The sequence below is a fragment of the Pantoea sp. X-Soil-YNGN-775 genome (genome assembly GCF_059730575.1).
In genome coordinates this window covers 1,296,675-1,322,245 of sequence record NZ_AP035945.1, presented here as the reverse complement: position 1 = coordinate 1,322,245, position 25,571 = coordinate 1,296,675, and the positions used below count along the sequence as shown (strand labels likewise).

Annotated in this window: 23 protein-coding genes; 10 read left to right on the top strand and 13 right to left on the bottom strand. The window is 59.9% G+C overall.

Annotated features, from left to right (window positions below; translation table 11 throughout):
* Window positions 1-180 precede the first annotated feature (180 nt).
* From glnH to ybiO, 4 genes are all read left to right on the top strand, one after another.
* Window positions 181-927, top strand: a complete 747-nt coding sequence (gene glnH / locus AC6I8I_RS06175; RefSeq protein ID WP_031377031.1) for a glutamine ABC transporter substrate-binding protein GlnH — start codon at window positions 181-183, stop codon at window positions 925-927.
* A 79-nt stretch (window positions 928-1,006) separates the two neighbouring features.
* Window positions 1,007-1,666, top strand: coding sequence for a glutamine ABC transporter permease GlnP (gene glnP / locus AC6I8I_RS06170; protein WP_031377032.1), 660 nt, complete (start codon window positions 1,007-1,009; stop codon window positions 1,664-1,666).
* Entirely contained in the window at window positions 1,663-2,385 is a 723-nt protein-coding gene (gene glnQ / locus AC6I8I_RS06165; protein WP_312052844.1) for a glutamine ABC transporter ATP-binding protein GlnQ, read from the top strand. Before glnP ends, glnQ begins: the two co-directional genes overlap by 4 nt.
* 201 nt (window positions 2,386-2,586) lie before the next feature.
* The gene (gene ybiO / locus AC6I8I_RS06160; RefSeq protein ID WP_497828439.1) at window positions 2,587-4,806 is read left to right on the top strand and encodes a mechanosensitive channel protein; all 2,220 of its coding nucleotides are present in this window, start codon (window positions 2,587-2,589) and stop codon (window positions 4,804-4,806) included.
* Window positions 4,807-4,839: 33 nt separating this feature from the next.
* Here the strand turns inward: ybiO and rlmF are convergent, their stop codons facing one another.
* Entirely contained in the window at window positions 4,840-5,763 is a 924-nt protein-coding gene (rlmF, locus tag AC6I8I_RS06155; protein ID WP_312052848.1) for a 23S rRNA (adenine(1618)-N(6))-methyltransferase RlmF, read from the bottom strand.
* Window positions 5,764-5,902: 139 nt separating this feature from the next.
* Here rlmF and AC6I8I_RS06150 point away from each other — a divergent pair, with 139 nt between their 5' ends.
* The gene (locus tag AC6I8I_RS06150; RefSeq protein ID WP_312052850.1) at window positions 5,903-6,535 is read left to right on the top strand and encodes a flavin reductase family protein; all 633 of its coding nucleotides are present in this window, start codon (window positions 5,903-5,905) and stop codon (window positions 6,533-6,535) included.
* A 3-nt stretch (window positions 6,536-6,538) separates the two neighbouring features.
* Here the strand turns inward: AC6I8I_RS06150 and AC6I8I_RS06145 are convergent, their stop codons facing one another.
* From AC6I8I_RS06145 to hutI, 7 genes are all read right to left on the bottom strand, one after another.
* Window positions 6,539-8,038, bottom strand: a complete 1,500-nt coding sequence (locus AC6I8I_RS06145) for an HAL/PAL/TAL family ammonia-lyase (RefSeq protein WP_497828438.1) — start codon at window positions 8,036-8,038, stop codon at window positions 6,539-6,541.
* Window positions 8,035-8,829: an ABC transporter ATP-binding protein gene (locus AC6I8I_RS06140; RefSeq protein ID WP_069728077.1), complete on the bottom strand. Its 795-nt coding sequence runs from the start codon at window positions 8,827-8,829 to the stop codon at window positions 8,035-8,037. The genes AC6I8I_RS06145 and AC6I8I_RS06140 overlap by 4 nt, the downstream gene beginning before the upstream one ends.
* Window position 8,830: 1 nt before the next feature.
* On the bottom strand, window positions 8,831-9,562 hold the full coding sequence (locus AC6I8I_RS06135; protein WP_031377039.1) for an ABC transporter permease: 732 nt from the start codon (window positions 9,560-9,562) through the stop codon (window positions 8,831-8,833).
* Window positions 9,563-9,573: 11 nt separating this feature from the next.
* Window positions 9,574-10,293 (bottom strand): ABC transporter permease, encoded by a 720-nt coding sequence (locus tag AC6I8I_RS06130; RefSeq protein WP_031377040.1) that lies wholly within the window; start codon window positions 10,291-10,293, stop codon window positions 9,574-9,576.
* A 12-nt stretch (window positions 10,294-10,305) separates the two neighbouring features.
* A complete protein-coding gene (locus AC6I8I_RS06125; protein ID WP_497828437.1) occupies window positions 10,306-11,154 on the bottom strand; it encodes a transporter substrate-binding domain-containing protein in 849 nt (282 codons plus the stop codon).
* Between the two features lie 308 nt (window positions 11,155-11,462).
* Window positions 11,463-12,251 (bottom strand): N-formylglutamate deformylase, encoded by a 789-nt coding sequence (gene hutG / locus AC6I8I_RS06120; RefSeq protein WP_497819796.1) that lies wholly within the window; start codon window positions 12,249-12,251, stop codon window positions 11,463-11,465.
* Window positions 12,248-13,465: an imidazolonepropionase gene (gene hutI, locus AC6I8I_RS06115; RefSeq protein ID WP_497828436.1), complete on the bottom strand. Its 1,218-nt coding sequence runs from the start codon at window positions 13,463-13,465 to the stop codon at window positions 12,248-12,250. The genes hutG and hutI overlap by 4 nt, the downstream gene beginning before the upstream one ends.
* A gap of 81 nt (window positions 13,466-13,546) precedes the next feature.
* On the opposite strand from hutI, the gene AC6I8I_RS06110 reads away from it, so the two are divergent.
* Window positions 13,547-14,902 carry a formimidoylglutamate deiminase gene (locus tag AC6I8I_RS06110; RefSeq protein WP_497828435.1) on the top strand — a complete coding sequence of 452 codons (1,356 nt, stop codon included), beginning with the start codon at window positions 13,547-13,549 and terminating at the stop codon, window positions 14,900-14,902.
* Window positions 14,899-15,441, top strand: a complete 543-nt coding sequence (locus tag AC6I8I_RS06105; protein WP_497828434.1) for a HutD/Ves family protein — start codon at window positions 14,899-14,901, stop codon at window positions 15,439-15,441. The genes AC6I8I_RS06110 and AC6I8I_RS06105 overlap by 4 nt, the downstream gene beginning before the upstream one ends.
* Here AC6I8I_RS06105 and hutC read toward each other — a convergent pair.
* Window positions 15,425-16,180, bottom strand: coding sequence for a histidine utilization transcriptional repressor HutC (gene hutC / locus AC6I8I_RS06100; protein WP_031378058.1), 756 nt, complete (start codon window positions 16,178-16,180; stop codon window positions 15,425-15,427). The two genes, AC6I8I_RS06105 and hutC, sit on opposite strands and share 17 nt — an antisense overlap.
* A gap of 306 nt (window positions 16,181-16,486) precedes the next feature.
* Between hutC and hutH the strand changes: the two genes are divergently transcribed.
* The 3 genes from hutH (at window position 16,487) to AC6I8I_RS06085 (ending at window position 21,094) form a co-directional block, all read left to right on the top strand.
* A complete protein-coding gene (hutH, locus tag AC6I8I_RS06095) occupies window positions 16,487-18,046 on the top strand; it encodes a histidine ammonia-lyase (protein WP_312052866.1) in 1,560 nt (519 codons plus the stop codon).
* A gap of 10 nt (window positions 18,047-18,056) precedes the next feature.
* Window positions 18,057-19,745: a urocanate hydratase gene (hutU, locus tag AC6I8I_RS06090; protein ID WP_497828433.1), complete on the top strand. Its 1,689-nt coding sequence runs from the start codon at window positions 18,057-18,059 to the stop codon at window positions 19,743-19,745.
* 191 nt (window positions 19,746-19,936) lie between these two features.
* Complete coding sequence (locus AC6I8I_RS06085; protein ID WP_497828432.1) at window positions 19,937-21,094, top strand: M20 aminoacylase family protein; 1,158 nt, start codon at window positions 19,937-19,939, stop codon at window positions 21,092-21,094.
* 1 nt (window position 21,095) lies between these two features.
* On the opposite strand, the gene ybiB is transcribed toward AC6I8I_RS06085, so the two are convergent.
* The 4 genes from ybiB to AC6I8I_RS06065 form a co-directional block, all read right to left on the bottom strand.
* Entirely contained in the window at window positions 21,096-22,064 is a 969-nt protein-coding gene (gene ybiB / locus AC6I8I_RS06080; RefSeq protein ID WP_046288433.1) for a DNA-binding protein YbiB, read from the bottom strand.
* Between the two features lie 29 nt (window positions 22,065-22,093).
* Window positions 22,094-24,262: an ATP-dependent DNA helicase DinG gene (gene dinG / locus AC6I8I_RS06075; protein ID WP_089561186.1), complete on the bottom strand. Its 2,169-nt coding sequence runs from the start codon at window positions 24,260-24,262 to the stop codon at window positions 22,094-22,096.
* A gap of 124 nt (window positions 24,263-24,386) precedes the next feature.
* Window positions 24,387-24,905, bottom strand: a complete 519-nt coding sequence (locus tag AC6I8I_RS06070; protein WP_497819789.1) for a GNAT family N-acetyltransferase — start codon at window positions 24,903-24,905, stop codon at window positions 24,387-24,389.
* Window positions 24,902-25,465 carry a helix-turn-helix domain-containing protein gene (locus tag AC6I8I_RS06065; RefSeq protein ID WP_312052878.1) on the bottom strand — a complete coding sequence of 188 codons (564 nt, stop codon included), beginning with the start codon at window positions 25,463-25,465 and terminating at the stop codon, window positions 24,902-24,904. The genes AC6I8I_RS06070 and AC6I8I_RS06065 overlap by 4 nt, the downstream gene beginning before the upstream one ends.
* Window positions 25,466-25,571 lie beyond the last annotated feature (106 nt).

Below are 25,571 nucleotides of genomic sequence, written 5' to 3'. Positions count from 1 at the left end.
AACAGCAACTTGCACCAATTAGGGTCACCAAAATGGTGCATAGGCAGATATTCCTGCAAAATCGTGTCAGCTGGGTTATTTAACCCACTGATTTGGTGTATTTTGCAAAGTTGGCATAATTCTTTCATATGACAAGCCGCAAACACAGGCCCTGCCGCCTGGTAGTAATAAGGAAAAATGATGAAGTCACTGTTAAAAGTTTCTGTGGCCGCGCTGGCGCTGGCCTTCTCCCTCTCTTCCACTGCAGCAGAAAAGAAACTGGTGGTTGCCACTGACACCGCCTTCGTTCCTTTTGAGTTCAAACAGGGCGACAAATATGTCGGCTTCGACGTTGATCTGTGGGACGCAATTGCTAAACAACTGAAACTCGATTACACCCTCAAGCCGATGGATTTCAGCGGCATTATCCCGGCACTGCAGACCCGCAACGTCGATCTGGCGCTGGCAGGGATTACCATTACCGAAGAGCGTAAAAAGGCTATCGAGTTTTCTGATGGCTATTACAAAAGCGGCCTGCTGGTGATGGTGCGTAACAATGAGAACGACATCAAAGGCATCAGCGATCTCAGCGGTAAAGTGGTCGCCGTGAAAAGCGGCACCGGCTCGGTTGATTACGCCAAAGCCAACATTAAAACCAAAGACCTGCGTCAGTTCCCGAACATCGACAACGCCTACATGGAACTTGGTACCAACCGCGCTGACGCGGTCCTGCACGATACGCCAAACATCCTCTACTTCATCAATACCGCCGGTAAAGGCCGCTTCAAAGCGGTAGGCGAGTCGATTGAAGCGCAGCAGTACGGCATCGCCTTCCCGAAAGGCAGCGACGATTTACGTGAAAAAGTGAACGGCGCGCTGAAAACTATCAAAGAGAACGGCACCTACAATCAGCTGTATAAAAAATGGTTCGGTACCGAACCTAAATAACAATTTGCAGCCGCGTTAACTTTCAGCAGGGAAGCTTTTTCCCTGCTTTTTTCCATCGCAACATATCTGGAGTCACACCATGGAGTTTGACTGGAGCGTCATCTGGCCCGCCATGCCAGCGCTGCTCGAAGGCGCAAAGATGACCTTAATCATCTCAATCATTGGCCTGGTTGGCGGGTTAATTATCGGCCTGGTGGCCGGTTTCGCCCGTGCTTACGGTGGCTGGATCACCAACAACATTGCGCTGGTGTTTATTGAGATCATCCGCGGCACCCCGATTGTGGTGCAGGTGATGTTTATCTATTTCGCCCTGCCGATGGCCTTCCCCGACCTGCGTATCGATCCGTTCAGCGCGGCGGTAGTGACCATTATGATTAACTCCGGCGCCTACATTGCGGAAATTACCCGCGGTGCGGTGCTGTCGATCAACAAAGGCTTCCGCGAAGCGGGCCTGGCGCTTGGCCTGTCGAGCCGCGAAACGCTGCGCTATGTGATTATGCCGCTGGCACTGCGCCGCATGTTGCCACCGCTGGGTAACCAGTGGATTGTCAGCATCAAAGATACTTCGCTGTTTATCGTTATCGGCGTCGCTGAACTGACGCGTCAGGGTCAGGAGATTATCGCCGGTAACTTCCGCGCTCTGGAGATCTGGAGCGCCGTCGCGATCATCTATCTGGTGATTACGCTGGTGCTGAGCTTTGTGCTGCGCCGTGTTGAGAAAAGGGTGAAAATCCTGTGATTGAATTTAAAGATGTCTCGAAGCATTTTGGCCAGACCCAGGTGCTGCATAATATTGACCTGAAGATCAATCAGGGCGAAGTGGTGGTGATTATCGGGCCGTCCGGCTCGGGCAAATCGACCCTGCTGCGCTGCATTAACAAGCTGGAAGAGATCACCAGCGGCGAGCTGATTGTCGACGGTCTGCGGGTCAACGATCCGAAAGTGGATGACCGCCTGATCCGTCAGGAAGCGGGCATGGTTTTCCAGCAGTTTCACCTGTTCCCACAGATGAGCGCGCTGGATAACGTGGCGTTTGGTCCGATCCGGGTGCGCGGTGCCAGCAAAGAGGCGGCGCGTCAGCTGGCGAAAGAGCTGCTGGGCAAAGTGGGGCTGGCCGAGCGCGCACATCACTTCCCGTCCGAGCTTTCCGGCGGTCAGCAGCAGCGGGTGGCGATTGCCCGGGCGCTGGCGGTGAAACCCAAAATGATGCTGTTTGATGAGCCTACCTCGGCGCTGGACCCGGAACTGCGTCACGAAGTGTTAAAAGTGATGCAGGACCTGGCCGAAGAAGGCATGACGATGGTGATCGTGACCCACGAAGTAGGCTTCGCGCAGAAGGTCGCGTCGCGTCTGATCTTCATCGACAAAGGCCGTATCGCGGAGGATGGCGATCCGGACAGCCTGATCAGCAATCCACCCAGCGATCGTCTGCGCGAATTCCTGCAGCACGTTTCCTGATCGCCAGCGGGCCGCCCTGCCGGCCCGCTTTTCCTGCCTGCTCCGCCCTGCCGCTGCGGCAGATAAATCCTCATTAATCACGTTACTATCAATCGCCTGACTATACTTTCCCTCTTGTGAAGCACGCGCGTAGCTAAGGAGAAAGCCATGTCGTCAGCCTGCCCGCCCCGCCCTGTTTTATGGCACTGGTTGCTGTTGTTAATGATGTTAATTAGCCTGGCGCCACAGGTTCAGGCGGTCAATTTACCGCAGGCGGCGGTTGCCGCGCAGCAAACCAGCAAAGGGACAGGCGATCAATCCAGCCAGCCCGATCCCGACCAGCAAAAAGCGGCATACGCCGCACTGGCCAATATTCTTGAGAATGAACAGTCACGCCAGGCGCTGATTGAGCAGTTGCGTCACGTCTCCACCTCGCCGTCTGCCAGCGCTGCGCCGGAGTTGCTGCCGCCCGCTGCGGAGCAGGAAGATAAAACGGTGTTGCAGGGGCTGACCGAGGTTACCCGCGAGTACGGCGGCGTGGTGGCCTCGCAGTTCGTGCGGCTGCATGACAATATTGTCAAAGCGCCGCATAAGACCTTTAATCCCACCACCTTTATCAACGCGCTGAATCATTTCGCCGGACTGGCGCTGGCAATGTTCGCCCTTTACTGGCTGCTGCGCCGCCTGGTCTATCCGATCTATCGCCGGCTCGGCGTCTGGGGACGGCATAAGAATCGCGATCACCGTAACTGGCTGCAGCTGCCCGCCGCCATCGGTGGCGCATTTATTATCGATCTGCTGCTGTTGACGCTGGCGCTATTTGTGGGTCAGATCATCAGCGATAACTTCCACAGCGGCAACCGCACCATCGCCTATCAACAGGGACTGTTCCTCAACGCCTTCGCTCTGATTGAATTTTTTAAAGCGCTATTGCGGCTGATTTTCTGTCCGCACTTCCCGGCGCTGCGCTTTTTCCATCTCCCCGACAGCCGCGCTGCGTACTGGAATACCCGGCTGAGCTGGCTGAGCGGTGTGATGGGCTACGGCCTGCTGGTGGTGGTGCCGATTGTCAGTAATCAGATCAACGTACAGATTGCCGCCCTGGTCAACATCATCATCATGGCGATCATGACCAGCTGGGCGCTGTATCTGATTTTCACCAACAAGCGCAGTATCCATAACGCCCTGATCGGGCTGGCCGACCGTAGCATGGCGTTCTTCGCGCTGTTTATCCGCGCCTTTGCTGTGATCTGGCACTGGCTGGCCAGCGCCTATTTTATTGCGCTGTTCCTGTTCTCGATTTTTAATCCCGGCGACAGCCTGAAATTTATGATGTCCGCCACGGTGCGCAGCCTGGCGATCATCGGTATCGCCGCCTTTGTCTCCGGAATACTGAGCCGCTGGATTGGTAAAACCATCATCCTGTCGCCCGATTTGCGACGTAACTACCCGGAACTGCAAAAGCGCGTCAACGACTGGGTTAAAGCGCTGCTCAAGCTGGCGCGCGTGCTGACGGTGTTCGCCACCCTGCTGCTGCTGCTTAACGCCTGGAACCTGTTTGATTTGTGGCACTGGCTGACGGTCGGGGCCGGAGAAAAAATGGTGGATGTGCTGATCCGCATCGTGATGATTGTGCTGCTGTCGGCCGTTGGCTGGACCGTGCTGGCCAGCCTGATTGAAAGCCGGCTGGCATCGGATTCGCATGGCCGGCCGCTGCCCAGTGCCCGTACCCGAACCCTGCTGACCCTGTTCCGCAACGCGCTGGCGGTGGTGATCAGCACCATCACCATTATGATCCTGCTGTCTGAGATTGGGGTAAACATTGCGCCGTTGCTGGCCGGAGCCGGTGCGCTGGGGCTGGCGGTCTCATTCGGTTCACAGACGCTGGTGAAAGATATTATTACCGGCATCTTTATCCAGTTCGAAAACGGCATGAACACCGGCGATCTGGTGACTATCGGCGCAATTACCGGCACGGTAGAGCGGATGTCGATTCGCTCGGTCGGGGTGCGTCAGGATACCGGTGCTTACCACATCATTCCGTGGTCCTCGATTACCACCTTTGCCAACTTTGTACGCGGTATCGGTTCGTTTGTCGCTAACTATGACGTGGATCGCAATGAGGATAGCGAACGCGCTAATCAGGCGTTGCAGGCAGCGGTGAAAGAGTTACTGGAGAATCCGGATATCCGCGGCATGGTGATTGGCGAACCGGGCTTTGCCGGTCTGGTGGGACTGACCAACCAGGCGTTTACGGTGCGCGTCTCGTTTACCACTCAGCCGCTCAAGCAGTGGACGGTGCGTTTTGCGCTGGATGATAAAGTGAAGAAACACTTTGACGCCGCCGGGATTAAAGCGCCGCACCAACGGGTGCAGGTGATGCAAACCGCCAGTGATGTCGCCGGTGCTGCCGCGTTACCGGCGCTGCCGTCACCGCCCTGAGTTCAGGGCGGGTCAGATTCCCCGCCCTGCGGGTTAGCGGCTTAACACTTTGCTGCGCTGTGCGGCAGGCATGAAACTCCACGCCAGAAAACGGCTCTGTTTCTGTCCCTGCGCCATATTCACTACCCGGACCTCCGCAACATCAAGCGCCCGCAACTGCTTTTCCAGCGTGGTCAGATTCTCTTTACGCGACACCAGCGAGGTGAACCAGACCACCTGACGGCTCAGCGCCACGCTCTCGGCGATCATCTTACCGACAAACGCCTTTTCGCCGCCGACGCACCAGAGTTCGTTATGCTGACCACCGAAGTTAAGCGGCGCACCTTTATCAAGGCCGAGATTGCGCACTTTACGCTGCGATCCGGCTGCCGCCTCCTCTGCCGAAGCGTGGAACGGCGGATTACACATCACCGCGTGGAAAAACTCGGTTTTGCTGACCACGCCAGCCAGCACCGCATCGCTGTTTTTCTGGCGACGCAGACGGATCTGGCGCGCCAGACCTGGATTAGCCGCGACAATCCGGTTAGCCGCTTTGATCGCCGCCTCATCAATTTCGGTACCGGTGAAGCGCCAGCCATACTCCGCTGCGCCGATCAGTGGATAGATGCAGTTTGCGCCACAGCCAATATCCAGCACGTCAACGGTCGGGATCGCTCCGTGGTTATCCAGCGCCAGCAGATCGGCCAGGTAGTGCAGATAATCCGCCCGTCCCGGCACCGGTGGGCAAAGCGATCCCGGTGCCAGCTGCCAGTCGATGCCGTAAAACAGCTTAATCAGCGCCTGATTGAGCAACATCACCGCGTCCGGGTCCGCAAAGTCGATCGAATCGACGCCATAACCGTTAGGCCGCACTTTGGCCGCCAGCGGCGGATGCGCAGCGGTTAACGCGGCAAAATCGTATTCGCCCTGATGGCGATTGCGGGCGTGGAAAGGCGAGGAGCTGGCTGACTTTTTCATACGTTCTCTCAATTATTCAGGCGCGCGTACAATACGCTGTGAGCGACGGAAAATAAACCCGCACAATCCGCTTACCCGATTCGGCCGTCACAGACGATGCTGTCGGGCTAAGATGGAAAAATTCCCTACCGGAGAGGTTATGACGCATAAACGCTATTCCTATCAACCGCGTGCCGGCCACGGTCTGCCGCACGATCCCCTGAACGCCATCATCGGCCCGCGACCGATCGGCTGGATCAGTTCGATCAGCGCCAGCGGCCAGCGCAATCTGGCGCCCTACAGTTTTTTTAACTGTTTCAACTACCATCCGCCGATCATTGGTTTCGCCAGCAGCGGCTGGAAGGACAGCGTGCAGAACATTGCGGATACCAAAGAGTTTGTCTGGAACCTGGCGACCCGGCCACTGGCTGAAGCGATGAATGAGAGCTCGGCGTCGCTGTCAGCCGATCAGGATGAGTTTGCCTATGCCGGACTGACGCCGTTACCGGCATCGCAGGTTAAAGCCAGCCTGGTCGGCGAAAGCCCGGTTAACTTCGAATGCCGGCTGACCCAGCTGATCCAGTTACAGGATGCGCAGGGCAAGCCGATAGACAGCTGGCTGGTGCTGGGTGAGGCGGTGGCGATCCACATCAGTGAAAACCTGCTGGAAGCGGGCATTTATCAGACCGCCAAAGCCGAGCCGATTCTGCGCGCCGGCGGACCCAGCGCCTACTACGGCATCAGTGAAGCACAGCGCTTTGATTTAGTCCGTCCGGACGCGCGGCGCGGCTGATGATCACAGCGCATCGACCGGATGCGCTTTGATTTCACTCACTGCCCGGGCGATGTCAGGTGCCAGCCAGCGGTCCTGCTGCCAGCTTGCCACACTTTGCCGCAGTCGCCGCCAGGCGCGTAAGGTGCCGCTGGCTAATCGCGCCTCGCCGTGAAATTCCAGCGCCTGCGCGGCCAGCAGATATTCGATAGCGATGATGTGATCAACATTGCTCACCAGCTTCAGCAGTTTCAATGCCGAGCCGGTGCCAAGGCTCAGATGATCTTCCTGCAATCCGGAGGTGACGTAGTTGTCCAGCACCGCCGGTTGTGCCAGCTGCCGGTTTTCAGCACAGAGTGATGCGGCGACATACTGCGCAATCATCATGCCCGAATTCACGCCCGGCTGTGCCACCAGAAACGGCGGCAGGCCACTCACCAGCGGATTCACCAGCCGATCGAGCCGCCGTTCGGCAATACTGCCCAGCTCCGCCAGCGCAATCGCCAGTACGTCACAGGCCATTGCCACCGATTCACCGTGCGGATTGGCCTGCGAAATGACCCGCCACGCCTGCGGAGTGCCGAGCACCAGCGGATTGTCGGTGCAGGCATTCAGTTCAGTCGCCACCTGACGCTGCGCGTGATCGAACTGATCGCGACAGGCACCGTGGACCTGCGGCATCGCGCGCAGGCTGAGCGCGTCCTGGGTACGAATGCCCTGACTCTCATTTAACACCGCACTATCGATTAACAACCGGCGTAAACGTTCGCCGCTGCGCTGAATACCGCGACTGGCTTTCAGCGCCAGCACCTCAGGATCAAACGCCGCCAGCTGACCGCGTAACGCCTCGAAACTCATCGCCCCGGTGATATCCGCCCAGTCCAGCAGACGTTCTGCGTCGTCGAGCGCCAGACAGGCCAGACCGGTCATGCACGGCGTGCCGTTGACCAGGCTCAGCCCCTCTTTTGCGCCCGGCCGGAAAGGAGTCAGTCCATTGCGTTCCAGCGCCCGCTGCGCCGGCATCAGGTGCCCTTCCCACTCCACCTCCCCGATGCCAATCAGCGCCAGGCTGATGTGCGCCATATGGGTCAGATAGCCCACCGAACCCTGCGACGGCACCTGAGGCGTAATCTGTAAATTGAGCAGCGCCAGCAGCCGCTCCACCAGCGCCACCGACACGCCCGATTTGCCGTGACTGTAGTTGGCGATCGCGGCGCACAGAATGGCGCGGACTTCCGGTTTACCGAGCGCTGGCCCGACACCACAGGCGTGACTGAGTAAGGTGTTGCGCGACAGCTGGCTCAGTTCATCGTCCGACAACGTGATGTTGCACAGCGCCCCGAGGCCGGTATTGATGCCGTAGGCCACCTGACCTGCCGCCACGATATTGCCGACGATTTCCCGGCCCTGCGCAATCCGTTGCCAGGCACTGTCGCTCAGCGCTAACGTGGCACCCTGCCGCGCCACCTTAACCACATCCCGCCACTGTAACGGCGTATCGCCCCAGACAAGGGTCTGACTCATAGCACCGGCTCCACCTGATGATGACTGGAAATAAACTGTTTAAATCGCGCCGAGCCTTGTTCGCCGAACATTTCCTGCGGCGTGCCCTGACAATCGATAGTGCCCTGATGCATAAACACCACCCGGTTAGAAACGTTGCGTGCAAATCCCATCTCATGGGTTACTACCAGCATGGTGCGTCCCTCCTCCGCCAGGCTGCGCATCACTTTCAGGACTTCCCCGACCAGCTCCGGATCGAGCGCCGAGGTCGGCTCATCAAACAGCATCACCTCCGGATCCATGGCCAGCGCGCGGGCAATGGCGACCCGCTGCTGCTGCCCGCCGGAGAGCTGCGCCGGATAGAAATCCTTGCGGTTCAGCAAGCCGACGCGGTCCAGTAGCTTTTCGGCTTCAGCGATGCAGGCTTTTTTGTCACGCTTCAGCACGTAATGCGGCCCTTCAATCACATTTTGCAGCACCGTAAGATGCGACCAGAGATTAAAGCTCTGAAACACCATGCCGAGCCGTGAGCGCAGTCGCTCAATCTGGCGCGGATTCGCCGCCAGCTGATGACCGCGGGCATGACGTTTCATCTCAATGGTTTCGCCGCCGACGCTGACCACACCGGCATCGGGCGTCTCTAACAGGTTAATGCAGCGCAGCAGGGTACTTTTTCCCGAGCCGCTGGCACCCAGAATCGAGATCACGTCCCCCTGATGTGCCTGCAGCGAGATGCCTTTCAGCACCTCCATTGCGCCAAAGGATTTATGGATATCGCTGGCCGACAGCGTGATGGGTGGCAGGGTTGACATTTTATTCTCCTCCGGGGATCGGCTTAGCGACCGGTAACGGCTTTTTTGCCGGTTTATGCACCGGCGTCAGACGCCGTTCCAGCAGGGCATACAGTTGAACAATAATGAAATTGAGGATCAGGTAGATCGCAGCGGCGCAGAGAAACACCTCCATGGTGCGGTAGGTGCGCTGAATGATCTGCTGCGCCACGCCGGTGACGTCCCACACCGTGACCAGGCTGGCCAGCGCGGTCGATTTGACCAGCAGAATCGCCTCGGTCGAGTAGGCTGGCAGTGCGTAACGCAGCATCACCGGCGCGATAATCCGCCGCAGCAGCAGGCCGCGCGACATGCCACAGGCCATGCCCGCTTCCACCTGACCTGGCGGCACCGCCAGCAGTGCGCCACGCAGAATCTCGGCGGTGTAGGCGGCGGTACAGAGCGACAGCGCCAGCACCGCGCAGCTAAAAGGTTCCCGCAGGAATGGCCAGACGAAACTGTGGCGGATCACGCCAAACTGCCCGAGTCCGTAATAGATCAGAAACAGCTGAATCATCAGCGGCGAGCCGCGAAACACCAGGATGTAGCCGCGAGCAAACGCGCTCAGCAGCCGCCAGCGGCTCATCCGTAACGCCAGAATACCGACCGCCAGCACCCCGCCACACAGGAAGGCGCTGATAAACAGCCCTAGCGTCACCGGCAAGGCGGCGCTCAGCCGGAGAAAGGTGTCACTGAGAAAGGCAAAATCGATCATTATCGGGCTCCTTAATGCTGGGCAGCGGTGCGGCTTTGCCAGGCGCGGCCAAGGCGGGATTCGGCCCGCAGGAAGGCGCGGTTCGACAGCAGCGTCAGCGCCAGATAACAGGCGCCGCCGACCAGATAAAAGGTGAAGTAATCGCGGGTCGAACCGGCGGCGATCTGACTGGCGCGCATCAGCTCCACAATGCCGGTCACCGACACCAGCGCCGAATCTTTCAGGCTCATCTGCCAGACGTTTGACAGCCCCGGCAGCGCATAGCGCGCCACCTGCGGCAGCAGAATGCGCTGACGAATACGCCAGCGCGGCATGCCGATGGCAACCGCAGCTTCAATCTCCCCTTTCGCCAGCGCCAGACGGGCGGCACGGTAGACTTCTGCCTGATAAGATCCGGAGATCAGCCCGATAGCCAACGCGCCGATCAGAAACGGTGGCGCTTCGATAAACCCGTCAGCGCCGAACAGCTGCCCGACCTGGGTGATCAATCCCGAACCGCCGAAATAGAACAGATAGATCACCAGCAGTTCCGGGATGCCGCGAAAGATCACCGAATAGCCTTCTCCCATCCAGCGCACGGCCCGGTGCGGCGACAGCTTCGCCGCCGCCACGCCGGAACCGACCACCGCGCCGACCAGCAGTGCGGCAAAGGAGAGCAGCACCGTGGTCAGCGTAGCGCTCAGGATTAAGCGCCCCCAGCCGTCGGCACCAAAACTCAGCAGGCTTATCATGATTTACCTCACTCAGGGTGTAACGTCAGTTTTGAACCACTTCTCGCTCAGTTTTTTTACCGTGCCGTCGGCCAGTGCCGCCTTGATCGCCTGGTCGAGTCTGGCTTTCAGATCGTTATCCGCCATCCGCACGCCCATCGCTTCCCCCTCGCCCCAGATCGGACCGCCCAGCTGCGGGCCACTAAAGCTGAGGTTGTTGTTGTCGGGACGCGCCAGCATCGACTGCGCAAACGTCACGTCGTCGAACACCGCGTCGATACGGCCCGCCTGTAAATCGAGAATCGCATCGGCGGAGCTGGTGTACTCACGGACGTCCGCGACCTCTTTGAAATATTTATCGATGAACGGCGTGTATACCGTGCCGGAGGCGATACCGATGCTTTTCCCCTTCAGCGCTGCTTTCAACGAGGCAATGGCGGTTTCAATCTGTTGCGGGTCATCATGCAGCTTGACGATCTGCGTATCAGCAGGCAGCAAACTGCCCTTAACGCTGATAAAGGTGGCGGGTGTTGAGGCGTAAGGCACGGTGAAGTTCACCACTTTCTTGCGATCGGGGGTGATGACAATCGCGTCCATGATCACATCATATTTTCCGGCGTTGAGGCCGGCGATCATCCCGTCCCAGTTCTGCACCACCAGCCTGCACTGGATCGCCATACGCTGGCACAGGTCAGCCATCAGTTCCGGTTCAAAACCGCCCAGCTTGCCGCCTGGCAGCGTGAGGTTCCAGGGTTCGTAACTGCCTTCGGTAGCAATAGTGATCGATTTCCACTCTTTCGCCTGGGCAGTAACGCCACAGAGCAACAGGCTGGAAGCAAGGGTCGCGAGTGTTAAATGACGCAGGATCGGACGGTGTGTCATGCGGTTCTCCTGAAAAGTAGCGGCCTGGTGATTGCGCTGGCAAGATTTAACATAAATTTCACCAGATGATATGTCATGTATATACAAGTTAGCGTGGCGCAGTTCATTACCGTCTTTATTATTTTGTGAGCCAGACAGGAATTATTCCGCGCGATTGTCAGCCGTTGCACTTGTACATACAACTTAGCAAAGCTTATGCCAGCTCTGAATTCGCGGTGTGACGGTGTCCACGGCGGACGACACGTCAGTCTGTGCCCGCCGTGGCACCGGATTAGTGCGCGACTGCACCCACTCAGTGCAGTCGGCTATCAGGCGCTGGCCTGAGCCAGCATGCGCTGAATCAGCGCTTTGAGAAGTTTTTGCAGCTGAGTTGCCCGTGCCTGCTGCCAGGCGTAAGGCGGCGTTTCATCCATATAGTTAAGCTGTGCAAGTTCCAGCTGTACCGCCTCAATCTGCTGCTGCGGCTGGCCGTAGGCGCGGGTGATATAACCGCCTTTGAAGCGGCCATTGATGACCCAGCTGTAGTCACTCTGTGCGGCGCACACCGACTGAATCGCCCCGGTCAGCGCGGGACTGCAGCTGGCACCGTCGTTGGTCCCGATATTAAGATCGGGCAGTCGTCCCTCAAACAAACGTGGGATATGGCTGGCAATCGAGTGCGCATCAAACAGCAGCGCGTAACCGTGCTGCGCTTTAAGGCGCGCCAGTTCCTGCTGGATCTGCTGATGATAGGGATGCCAGATCTGGTCGATATAGCCCTGACGCTGGCTCGCATCCGGCGTTTTGCCTGGCGCAAAGGTGGGCGTCCCGTCAAACAGCGTCTCCGGGAACAGGCCGGTGGTGGCGGTGGTGTAGAGCGGCTGGTTATCCGGCGGCCGGTTGAGATCGATCACGTAACGGGAATAGTGACCGATCAGCACGCTGGCCCCGAGATCCCGCACGAAATCGTACAGCAGCGGAATGTGCCAGTCGGTGTCCGGCAGGCCGCGTGCGGCCTCACTCAGCCCGGCTTCAACCTCCGGCGTCAGCTGGGTACCGGCATGCGGGATGCTGACCAGCAGCGGCAGCCTGCCCGGGGTAAAATGAAAAGCCTTCATTGACGTTCTCCACGATAGATGACGGTACAGGGCAGCTCACCACCCAGCCAGTAAACCAGTTCCGCCGGACGAGCCAGCGGCCAGTGGACGAAGTTCGCCACTTTTCCCACTTCAAGCGAGCCGTGACTGCTGGCTAATCCCAGCGCCTGGGCACCGTATAACGTGACCCCGGCCAGCGCCTCTTCCGGCGTCATGCCAAACAGCGTACAGCCCATGTTCAGCATCAGACGCAACGACAGTGCCGGCGAAGTGCCCGGATTCGCGTCACTGGCCAGCGCCATCGGCACGCCGTAGCGTCGAAACAGCGCCACCGGCGGACGCTGGGTTTCACGCAGCAGATAGAACGCGCCAGGCAGCAATACTGCGACCGTGCCGTGCTGCGCCATCGCCTGCGCATCGGCTTCGGTAGCATATTCCAGATGATCGGCCGACAGGGCACCGAAGCTCGCCGCCAGCGTGGCGCCGCCCAGCGAAGAGAGCTGCTCGGCATGCAGTTTCACCGGCAGGTCCAGCGCTTTTGCCCGTTCAAACACCCGCGTCACCTGCTGCGGTGAAAACGCCAGATGCTCGCAAAACGCATCAACCGCATCTGCCAGCCCCTGCGTTTTGACCTGTGGTAACAGGCGATCGCAGATGATATCGATCCAGCCCTCGGGATCGTGCCTGAACTCCGGCGGAAACGCATGGGCAGCCAGACAGGTCGCCAGCACATCGGCGGCGACGCTGTCACCGAGCCGGCGAATCGCGTGCAGCATGCGCAGTTCACTCTCTTCATCAAGCCCGTAGCCGGACTTGATCTCCACGGTGGTGACCCCTTCCGCCAGCAGGCGATCGAGCCGCCAGCGCGCCGACGCCACCAGCTGATCTTCGGTGGCGCTTCGGGTAGCGCGCACGGTAGAGAGGATGCCGCCGCCCTGAGCCGCAATTTCCGCATAGCTGACGCCATTCAGGCGCTGTTCGAACTCCTGGCTGCGATCGCCGCCAAACACCAGATGCGTATGACAATCCACCAGTCCCGGCGTAATAATGCCGCCGGGCAGGCGGTGATGCTGTTCAGCCTGGAACGCGGGCATCTCTGCCTGCGGCCCGACCCAAACCAGCCTGCCCGCCCTGACGACCAGCGCGCCCTGCGGGATCAGATGGTACTTACCGCCGCGCATGGTCACCAGATCGGCACCGGTCCAGACACTCTCTACCTGCATATCCTCTGCCATCGCTGCCTCTTGCCTCCGCCGTTTACACTGTGCGTTAAAGTATGTATATGTATATACAACCACATCCGTTGAGGATCAACCATGGCGACTTTTTTTGCCCCGCGCGCAATGCTGGCTGAAGGCTGGCGACAACAGGTTCGTATCTCGGTCAATCCGGCCGGTTTTATCGAGGCGATTACGCCCGACAGCGATGCCGGAGAAGCGATCCGGCTGGATGGCGAGGTGATCCCGGCGATCGCCAATCTGCATTCGCACGCTTTTCAGCGCGCCATGGCGGGCCTGGCCGAAGTCGCAGGCGATCCGCAGGACAGTTTCTGGACCTGGCGCGATTTGATGTACCGGATGGTGCAGCGCCTGACGCCGGAACAGGTGGGCGATATTGCCGCCCTGCTCTACATCGAGATGCTGAAAGGCGGCTACAGCCAGGTGGCGGAATTTCACTATCTGCATCACGATCCTGACGGCACGCCCTACCCTGACGATGCGATGCTGCAACAGCTGATCCGCGCGGCCGAAGTGGCGGGTATCGGTCAGACGCTGCTGCCGGTGCTTTACAGCTACAGCGGGTTTGGTGCTCAGCCGCCGACAACCGGACAGAAACGTTTTATTCAGCAAACCGATCGCTATCTGCAGCAGCAGTCCCGCCTGCATCAGCTGCAACGAAACCGGCCGCTACTGAATGCGGGTCTCTGTTTTCATTCGCTGCGGGCGGTGAGTGAAAGTCAGATGCAGCAGGTGCTGGCGGCCAGTGACCCGACTCTGCCGGTGCATATTCACGTCGCGGAACAGCAAAAAGAGGTCAATGACTCGCTGGCGTGGAGCGGAGAGCGGCCGGTGTCGTGGCTGCTGAATCGCTTTGCGGTCGATAGCCGCTGGTGCCTGATTCACGCCACCCATCTCGATCAGAGTGAGCTGTCGCGTCTCGCCGCCAGTGGCGCGGTGGCCGGGTTATGCCCAACCACCGAGGCCAATCTGGGCGACGGCATTTTTCCGGCGGTGGAGTATATCGCGCTGGGCGGACGCTGGGGCATTGGCTCCGACAGCCACGTTTCGCTGAGTATTAACGAAGAATTACGCTGGCTGGAGTATGCCCAGCGGCTGCGCGACCAGCGCCGCAATCGCATCACCCTGCCGGGCCAGCCTTCAGTCGGCGATCTGCTGTGGCAGCAGGCGGCGGCAGGCGGCGCTCAGGCGTGCGGCATTCAGCAGGGTTCGCTGGCGGTGGGACAGCGGGCCGACTGGCTGGTGCTGCGCGACGAGGCGTGGCTCGGCAGTGTCGATCAGCGTTCGCTGCTGAATCGCTGGCTGTTCGCCGGTCAGCGCGATCAGATCCGTGACGTCTACGTCGCCGGCAATGCGGTGATCAAAGAGGGCTATCACCCGGCGCAGGCTGCCTGTGCGGCCCGGTTCAGCCAGGCGATGGCGGCACTGCGATGATTACCCGGTTTGCTTATGCTGACTTAGCGGTCAGTCGCTGGCGTAACGGCGGCGGAGAAACCCGCGAGCTGATCGGTTATCCGCCCGGCGCGGCATCGTTTGAATGGCGCGCCAGCATTGCGACGCTGGCGCAGGATGGGCCGTTCTCCGCCTTTCCGGGGGTTGATCGCATCATCACCCTGCTGCACGGTGACGCGGTCATACTGACCGGCCCCGGCGTGCAACACCGCTTAACGCCGTTGCAGCCCTGGGCGTTTGCCGGTGAACTGGCGTTAGATGCCCGACTGGAGGGCGGGATCAGTGAGGATTTTAATATCATGACCCGACGCGGGAAGTGGCAGGCAACGGTTGAGGTGGTGACCGATGCGGTCAGCAGCCCGCATGGCGTCGCCTGGGTGCTGGCGGGGCAATGGCAACTGGCGGACGGCGAGCGGCTGGCAGCGCAGCACGGGATCGGCTGGGCAGACCAGCTTACCGGGCTGCGCCCAATCGGAGCGGATGCCCGGCTGCTGCTGACCCGGCTTAGCCGTGTCCCTTAAACCGGCCCAGCAGTTTATAGCGTGATCCGGGATAGAGCAGGCGCGCATAGGTAACGATTTTGTTGTCGCTCCAGGTCTGACGGCGGATCAGCAGACAAGGCTCATGTTCCTCCAGCGCCAGATGTTTACGCTGGCGCGCGTCGGGCAGCACCGCTTCAACAATGTGCTCGCCCGCGGTCAGCGGCGCGACCCGCATCAGATAGGTATAAGGCGTCTGGCTGTGGTAATCCTGGGTCAGGTAATCGGGCGCGACCAGTGGATTAACCAGCCGATCCTCCAGCTGCACCGGCAGCTCATTTTCATAATGCACAATCAGCGAATGGTAGAGCGTCTGCCCGGTGGAGAGTCCCAGCACCGCCGCCTGCTCAGGATCGGCTTTATTCTGGCCGATGGCGAGAATTTTGCAGCTATGCTGATGCCCGCGCTGGGCGATCTCATCGGCGATGTTATGCACCTCCAGCATCGCGGTGTAGCCTTTCATCTCGGCGACAAAAGTGCCGACGCCCTGCATCCGCACCAGAAACCCTTCGCTGGTCAGCTCACGCAGCGCCCGGTTAATCGTCATCCGGCTGACGCCCAGCTCATTCACCAGTTCACTTTCTGAGGGCACTCGCTGGTTGGCCTTCCATCGTCCTTCCCGAATCTGGCTGACAATTGCCTGCTTCACACGCTGATAAATCGGCGCGGGTTCATCGCTCATGGCCGCAGCCAGTTGTGCCAGTGCCGTATGCTCGACCATTTGCTGTTCCTTATCCTGATAATGCCTCAAGTTTACTGTCTCGCTGCGTGAATGTATATACATCCGTCACCGCCGGTTGCGCCTCATCAGTGCAGGCGACGCATCGGGCTGGTGCAGGCGCTGCGTCACAGTTTGCCGGTAACCCATGGCTGGCGGGCAATGCATTTTTGTGATCGGTCTGGCACGGCCCTTGCTACTTGTATAGACAAGAATAGACACTTATGCTTCACTCGCCTTATCCCGCTGGATCAGGGCAATGAACATCCCTTAGCCACGCCAGCACACTTGTATAGACAGGAGTAGAGTATGTCAGGATCGTCGCAGCGATTACAGCTGGTGCCAGGCGAGGTGGATCTCGCCACATTACGCGCTATCTATCAGGGTAACGTTACCCTTAGCCTCGATCAGCAGGCGCGCCAGGCCATTGCAGTCGCGCAGCAAACCGTCGAGGCGATTGTCGCCTCCGGCAAGGTGGTGTACGGCATTAACACCGGTTTCGGCAAACTGGCGCAGACGCAAATCCCGGCCGGCCGGCTGGCCGATCTGCAGCGTAATCTGGTGCTGTCGCACAGCGTCGGCCTCGGTGAACTGCTGCCGGACAACGTGACTCGTCTGGTGGTCGCCACCAAAATTATCAGCCTGGCGCGCGGCCACTCCGGCGTGCGTATCGAACTGGTCGAGGCGCTGCTGGCGCTGTTTAACGCCGGCGTTATGCCCTGCATCCCGGAAAAAGGCTCGGTGGGCGCTTCCGGCGATCTGGCACCGCTGGCCCACATGTCGCTGATGCTGCTGGGCGAAGGTCAGGTGCGGCTCAACGGCGCGCTGATCCCGGCGACGGAAGGCCTGGCAGCGGTCGGGCTGTCGCCGTTTGTGCTCGGCCCGAAAGAGGGACTGGCGCTGCTTAACGGCACCCAGGTCTCGACCGCGCTGGCGCTGCGCGGCCTGTTTGAAGCTGAAAACCTGTTTGCCGCCGGACTGATGGCCGGTGCGCTGTCGCTGGAGGCGATTAAAGGCTCGCTGAAGCCCTACGACGCCCGCATTCATCAGGCGCGCGGTCAGCAGGGGCAGATTGCCGTGGCCGCCGCGGTCAGCGCCCTGATTGAAGGCAGTGAAATCCTCACCTCCCATGCCCACTGCGGCCGGGTGCAGGACCCCTACTCGATTCGCTGCGTACCGCAGGTGATGGGCGCCTGTCTCGATAACCTGTGCCACGCGGCGCGGATATTGCAGATTGAAGCCAACGCCGCCTCCGACAACCCGCTGGTGTTCAGCGACAGCGGCGATGTGATCTCCGGCGGTAACTTCCATGCTGAGCCGGTGGCCTTTGCCGCAGATATCCTGGCGCTGGCGATTGCTGAAGTCGGGGCGATATCTGAACGTCGCCTGGCACTGCTGCTGGATACCGGCTTATCCGGTCTGCCACCGTTCCTGGTGCGTGACGGCGGGGTGAACTCCGGCTTTATGATCGCCCAGGTCACCGCGGCGGCGCTGGCCTCCGAGAACAAATCACTGGCACATCCCGGCAGCGTAGACAGCCTGCCGACCTCTGCCAATCAGGAAGATCACGTGTCGATGGCGACCTACGCTGCCCGCCGCCTCGGCAGCATGTGTTTCAACAGCGCAGCGGTCGTCGGCATCGAAGCGATGGCAGCGGCGCAGGGCATTGAATTTAACCGGCCGCTGAAAAGCTCGCCAACACTCGAGCAGGCGATTGACCTGATCCGCCAGCGGGTGGCCTTCCTTGAAGAGGATCGCCTGCTGGCACCCGATATCGACGCGATGCGTCAGTGGGCAAGTCGCGCTGACTGGCCTCAGGCTCTGACCGCGCTGCTGCCCAGCCTGCGCGCCCTCACTTCTGCTGAATAAGGAATCTGTAATGAGCGAAACCCTGTCTCAGGCCGTGGCACGCGAGATCCGTGCTCCGCATGGCACCACCCTGCACTGCGCCAACTGGCTGATTGAAGCCGCTTACCGGATGATCCAGAACAACCTCGATCCTGACGTTGCCGAGCGGCCGGAAGATCTGGTGGTTTACGGCGGCATCGGCAAAGCGGCGCGTAACTGGGAATGCTTCGAGCAGATCCTGCGCTCGCTCAAGGCGTTACAGCCTGATGAGACGCTGCTAATCCAGAGCGGCAAGCCGGTCGGGGTGTTCCGTACCCACGCCGACGCGCCCCGCGTGCTGCTGGCAAACTCCAATCTGGTGCCGCACTGGGCCACCTGGGATCACTTCCATGAGCTGGATAAGGCCGGCCTGATGATGTACGGCCAGATGACCGCCGGTTCGTGGATCTACATTGGCGCGCAGGGCATCGTGCAGGGCACCTATGAAACCTTCGTCGAAGCGGGACGCCAGCACTATAACAACGATCTGAGCGGACGCTGGATCCTGACTGCCGGTCTCGGCGGCATGGGCGGCGCGCAACCGCTGGCTGGCGTGCTGGCAGGTGCCTGCGTGCTGGCTATTGAGTGTCAGGAGTCGCGCATCGATTTTCGTCTGCGTACCCGCTACGTCGATTATAAAGCCACCTCGCTGGATGAGGCTCTGGCGCTGATTAACGAGGCAACCACGGCGAAAAAAGCCATTTCGGTCGGACTGCTGGGCAATGCCGCCGAGATCCTGCCGGAGCTGGTCAAACGTGCCAGAGCGGGCGGACCAAAACCGGACATCGTCACCGATCAGACCTCGGCCCACGATCCGATCAACGGCTATCTGCCGATTGGCTGGGATCTGGCGCGCTGGCAGCTGGAAAAGGTGTCACAGCCCAAAGCGGTAGAGAAAGCGGCGCGCGCCTCGATGGCAGTTCACGTGCAGGCGATGCTCGACTTCTGTCATATGGGCATTCCGACCGTCGACTATGGCAACAACATCCGTCAGGTGGCGCTGGATGAAGGGGTCACCAACGCATTCGACTTCCCGGGCTTTGTCCCGGCCTACATCCGTCCCCTGTTCTGTGAAGGCAAAGGACCGTTCCGCTGGGTGGCGCTGTCGGGCGATCCGGAAGATATCTACAAAACCGACGCCAAATTAAAGCAGCTGTTTCCGCAGCATAAAACCCTGCATCGCTGGCTCGACATGGCGCAGGAGCGCATCGCCTTCCAGGGACTGCCGGCCCGCATCTGCTGGCTCGGCCTCGGCGAACGTCATCTCGCGGGCCTGGCCTTCAACGAAATGGTGCGCAATGGCGAACTGAAAGCGCCGGTGGTGATTGGCCGCGATCATCTCGACTGCGGCTCCGTCGCCTCACCAAACCGTGAAACAGAAGCGATGAAAGATGGCTCGGATGCGGTGTCAGACTGGCCGTTGCTCAATGCGCTGCTCAACACCGCGGGCGGCGCGACCTGGGTCAGCCTGCATCACGGCGGCGGCGTAGGGATGGGCTTCTCACAGCACGCGGGGGTGGTGATTGTCTGCGACGGCAGCAAAGAGGCGGATGCGCGACTGGGCCGGGTTTTGTGGAACGATCCGGCGACCGGCGTAATGCGCCACGCCGATGCCGGTTATCAACAGGCGCAGGCCTGTGCAGAGCAGCACGGCCTGAATCTGCCGATGCTGCAGAAGTAACCTACCGTCGGGGTCAGCGCCAGGCTGGCCCCGCTTTTACCCGCTTCGCCCCGCCTCGTTGGCCACCGTTACTTATTAGTTATTCCATTTTGATTTAGCCTATAGCCAGATTTCGCCCTAACGGTAATAGACGCCGCGCGTCCCGACCACTAAAGTGAAATCTTCTCATTCTGTCAGGAGCACGTTTCTGCATGACCCTTTCCCCCGCCCTGCTTGAAGATGCCCTGCACTGGCGTCGCCAGCTCCATCGCCAGCCTGAATTAGGCTACCAGGAGCATCACACCAGTGATCTTATCGCCCGCGAACTTGAGCTGACCGGATTACAGGTGTTTCGTGGTCTGGCAGGTACCGCAGTGATTGGCACGCTGGAGAATGGTCCCGGCCCGGTTATCGGGCTGCGTGCCGACATGGATGCGCTGCCGATCACCGAAAAAGGTGAGGTCGAGTGGCGATCCGCGACGCCGGGCGTGATGCACGCCTGCGGTCACGATGGTCACAGTGCCATTCTGCTGGCCGCTGCCCGCCAGCTGGCGGCGACACGCCAGTTCAGCGGCACGGTGCACTTTATTTTTCAGCCCGCCGAGGAGAATCTGGGCGGTGCGCGCAAAATGGTTGAAGAGGGATTGTTCCAGCGATTCCCGATGGATGCGGTTTACGCCATGCATAACTGGCCGGGCCTGCCGCTCGGGTCGCTGGCGGTTAATCCCGGTGCGATGATGGCCTCGCTTGATTCGTTTGAAATCACCCTGCACGGCAAGAGTTGCCACGCGGCGATGCCGGAAAGCGGTGCCGATCCGATGGTGGTCGCGGCTGAGCTGATCCTGGCGCTACAGACCATTCCGTCACGCCGTCTGTCACCGCTTTCTTCTGCGGTGGTCAGCGTGACGCAGATCCACGGCGGTGAGGCGATCAACGTCATCCCGGAACAGATTGTGTTGCGCGGCACGGTACGCTGCCTGCAACCGGCAGTGCGCGACAAAGTGCGGGCGCTGATCGATGAGTTTGTGGCGACCCTGCCCCGACCGTTTGGGGTGAGCGGCGAAACCAGCTGGCTACCCGGCTATCCGGTGACGGCCAACCATGCCGCGCCGGCAGAGCAGGTTCGCGCGGTGGCGCTGGCGACGCTGGGAGAAGAGAATGTTCACTGGCAGGTCAATCCTTCGATGGCATCAGAAGATTTTGCCTGCATGATGGAAGCCTGTCCGGGAGCTTACTTCTGGCTCGGCGCCGACGGTGAAGAGCCTTCGGCGCCGCTGCACAATGCCCGCTATGATTTTAATGATGCGTTACTGCCGATCGGTATCCGCTTCTGGCAGAAGCTGGTTGAACAGGCACTGCCGATCGCCTGAATCAGTAACCGGCGGCGCGCAGCCGCTGGTCGGCGGTCGCCAGCGAGTCGCATTCACCGCTGGCACGCAGGCAGCAGGCCAGCTGCAGCCGCAGCGCCTGCGGTACCGGTCGCTGCTGGTTAATCACCTGCTCAATCCAGGCTGCGGTGACCGCCGCTGATTTATCTGCCGGCAGCTCAACCTGGACCTCGGGCTGACGCTCAACCCACACTTCCGCCTCCGATCCCGCGCCGTGGATCACGCTGATCGCCGGACAACGTTGCGGATTAGCATAGACCTCGCCCTCGGTGCCATTCAGCAGCAGCGCAGGCGCATCAATATCGCTGAAGAATTTCGCCACCCGCGGCACATATTCCGGATGCGACACGCTCGACAGCCGCAACGCCTCGCGTTCGCCAAACGGCGTCGCCAGTTTTGCCAGCGTATGCGCACTGTTCCGCACCCCCATCCGCCAGCGCAGCGACAGCTGTTTCGCCATCGGCGGGCAGAGGTGATCGACGGTAATAAACACCAGCTCACCCGCGTCCAGCCGGGCCTGAGCCTGCTCAGCGGTGGTCACCGGCTGCACGCCCAGCGCGTCAAATACCGCTTCACTGGTGATACGCGTCGCATCATCGCTGACGCCGTGCACCAGCACCGGGAAACCGAGCCGGTTCAGCAGCAGCGCCAGTAACGGCGTCAGGTTGCCCTGGCGGCGCGCGCCGTTATAGCTCGGGATTACCATCGGCATCGGCCGGTTGGCCGGGGCGTTCAGCTTCATCATCTGCGCCTGCATCGCCTGATAGAAGCCGCGCATTTCAGCTTCGCCTTCGCCCTTGATACGCAGCGCAATCAGGATGCCGCCCAGTTCCAGATCCGGCACCTGGCCAGCCAGCATCGCGCTGTAGAGGGCTTCGGCGGTGTCGAAATCGATGTCGCGGGCATGATTTTTTCCGCGGCCGATCTCTTTAATAATTTTATTCAGTTCCATCACTCGCTTCCGGTTAAGTGCGCGACGGCTTAGCGCCGCGTCGGACGTCGTTTACGCACGGTGCGTGTGGCCACCGGGGCGGCCGGTATGGCGTCCGGCTCAGGGGTATCGGGTTGCTCAATCGGGAAGATCGGCAACGCCGCCAGCAGTCGGCTACCGTACGCTTTGCTCAGCAGACGGCGATCGTATATCACGATTTCACCGTAACACTGATGGCTGCGAATCAGGCGTCCGACCTGTTGAATCAGGGTAAACGAGGCGCTGGGTAAACTCTGCACCTCAAACGGATAACGCTTCAGGCTCTTCAGCCATTCGCCTTCGGTCAAAATTACCGGACTGTCTACCGGCGGAAAAGCAATTTTATGAATATGCACCTGACTCAGCAGATCGCCTTTTAAATCCAGCCCTTCAGCGAACGATTGCAGGCCAATCAGAATGCTGGTTTCGCCTTTGCTCACCCGCTGACGATGCAGATCGACCAGTCGGCTGCGCGGCTGATCGCCCTGCACCAGCATCGACAGTCGTAAATCGGGCAGGCAGGCGACAAACTGCTGCATCGCCCGGTTACTGGCGAACAGCACCAGCACCCCTTTGTGCTGCTTCAGCTTCATCTGCTGCCGGAAGAAGCCCGCCATCTCGGCGATGTGCTCCGCTTCGTGGGTCATCAGGGGTTCATAGCGCATTTGCGGGATCACCAGCTTGCCCTGCTCAACATGGTTGAACGGGGAATCGAGCGCCACAAAGCGGTCACCGGCTTTCTCGTTGAGACCGGACATCTCCTGCAGGCGGTTAAAACTGTTAAGCGAGCGCAGCGTGGCGGAGGTGACCACCACATGCGGAATTTTACGCCACAGCATCTTTTCCAGCTGATCGCTGACGCGAATCCCGGCGCAGTGGAACAGCAGGTGCGCCTGACCTTCGCGCAGTTCGCGGGTGATCCATTTCGACACCGGCGCGCCGGAAGCTTTTTCCATCGCCGCCAGTCGCCACAGCTTACTGACCGATTCAAACCAGCCGAACTGGCGGTTCAGCTGCAGCAGATTGCGGTGCAAGCGCACCACATCAACTTTGCCGGTCTGCTCGCTCAGGGCATTGATCAGGCCTTCGCTCAGGCCACGCAGCGCGTCGCTGAGTTTGAACAGCCGGGCGCAAAGGTCCAGCAACTCCTGCGGTAACGCCCCGAGCACAAAGCGGTATTCGCCCGGCTGATTGTGCGGTGGCAACAGGGGATTGAGCGCCTGGCTGGTGATGGTCAGCAGCTCGCGCAGCTCCTCGCAGTGTGCTTTCAGCCGCTCCGGATTGGCCAGCGGCGGCGGGGATTTAGGCCGCATCTGGGTCATGATGCTGTCCACCAGCTTGATAAACAGATCCAGCTGCAGGCTGCTCCAGCCTGGGGTGATATCAGCGCTCATCTCCAGCGCATCGCGCGCCACTTCCGGCAGATGATGGCCTTCATCCAGCACCAGCATCAGATTTTTAGCCGGCGGCAACACCGACTCATTCTCCATCGCCGCCATCACCAGTGCATGGTTGGCCACCACCACATCGACCTGCTCTATTTCACGCCGCGCCACGAAAAACGGGCATTCACGATACCAGCGACAGTGGGCGCCGAGGCAGCTGGCTTTATCGGTTGAGAGCCGCTGCCACAGGCTGTCGCTGACGTTTTCCTCGCTGTGATCGCGCAGTCCGTCCCACTGATAGCGATCCAGCGCTTTCTGCAACCGGCCGCACTGCGTCTGCTCCTCTTTGGTACTGCTGATGGCGTCATCATCCAAATAGAGCAGCAGATCGCCCTGCTGATCGTCGTCAGCCGCCAGCGCCGCCAGGTTGCGAGGACAGACGTAACGCCCGCGACCAAAGGCGGCGGTAAAGGTGAGATCGGGGATGATTTTCTTCAGCAACGGCAGATCTTTGGTGAAGATTTGATCCTGCAACGCCACGTTCGCGGTGCTGATCACCAGACGTTTTTCCTGGGCGCGGCTGGTCGCGATGCCGGGGATCAGATAAGAGAGGGTTTTGCCGACCCCGGTTGGCGCTTCGACCGCCAGATGGCGCGCATCATCGCCCGCCAGGCATTTTGCCACTTCAGCAATCATCTGCCGCTGGGCGGCGCGCGGGATAAAATCGGGCACCTGCTGCTGCAGCGCTTTATACCACTGCGCTATCTGGCTTTTTACTGCTGCTGTCAGGGCCATTTTGTTTGTTACCACACCGTAAAAATTGCCTGTATTTTTACACAGTATGCTGGCGGCGTCAGCTTTCAGGACAATTTTTTCGTCTGCGGTTCCACAAGCGGTCACGGATGCCGTCCGGGACTGGCTAACCCAGCAGTTTAAACATATAGGTCGTGGCATCCAGCTCGCCGGTGGTGGATTCGGCGTAGAACGGAATTGCGCCGGCGACCTGCCAGTCGAGCGAGCGATAGAGATCGCTGGCGACATCCCCGCTGCGCGTGTCCAGCACCAGCAGCGTTTTACCCTGCAGTCGCGCCTGCTGTTCCGCCTGCCGCATCAGCTGGCGGGCAATGCCCTGCCGGCGCGCCCGCGGATGCACCAGCAGTTTGGTGACCTCCGCCCGATGGCGGCCGTTGGGCATTGAGCTGCTGTTGAGCATCACCGTCGCCACCACGCTGCCGTGCTGACGCGCCACCCACAATTCGGCATCGCCACTCGCCAGGCTGTAGATGCGATCCTGCCAGAAACGGCCAATCGCCTGATGGTCGGCGGCATCAATAAATCCGACGCTGGCCCCGTCTGCGACGCAGGCCTGCAACACCTGACACAGTTCGGGTAGCGCCTGCTGTGCCTCGCTGGCACTGAGCATCTGATAATTAATCATGGTTTTGCCACCACCAGTAAATAGTGCGCGCCGTCGGTCAGGTGCGCTTCAAAGGCCGATTTTCCCGTCAGATGAAAACGTAAACAGTCGCCGGGACGTAAGCTCCAGCGCTGAGCTGCCATGCTGACGGTCAGGCCACCTTCACGCAGCCAGATATGCTGTTCCATACCGTGAATCGGTGGTGCGTCGTAATCGATACGCGCGCCGGGGCGTAATTTGCCCTCCACCAGTTCGCATCTAAAATGAGTAACAGGCGGTGACACATTTCGGCGGTGAAAGCCACTGGCCTCATCACTCCATACCGGCTGCTGCTCATATGGGATCAGCAGCTTCGCATCTTCTTCTACTTCACTTAGCAGGCGCGACATGGTTAATCCGTACGCCACGCACAGACGATTAAGCAGTGCGGCGGTGGGGCTGGTCTCGCTGCGCTCAATGCGTGATAATGAGGCGCGGCTGATACCCGTTGCGATTGAAAGCTCATCCAGTGACCAGCCGCGTTGCAAGCGTAATTCCGCCAGCCGCGCAGCCAGGCGTTGTTCTGTATTCAGGTCCGGCATCGCATCCTCTCATAATTGGGAATTATTTCTCTTATGTGAGATATAGCTGAGAAAAGGCGCAGCGGTCAAGTTGTACACTCAAAAATGTATTGTACAACTTAGTTTG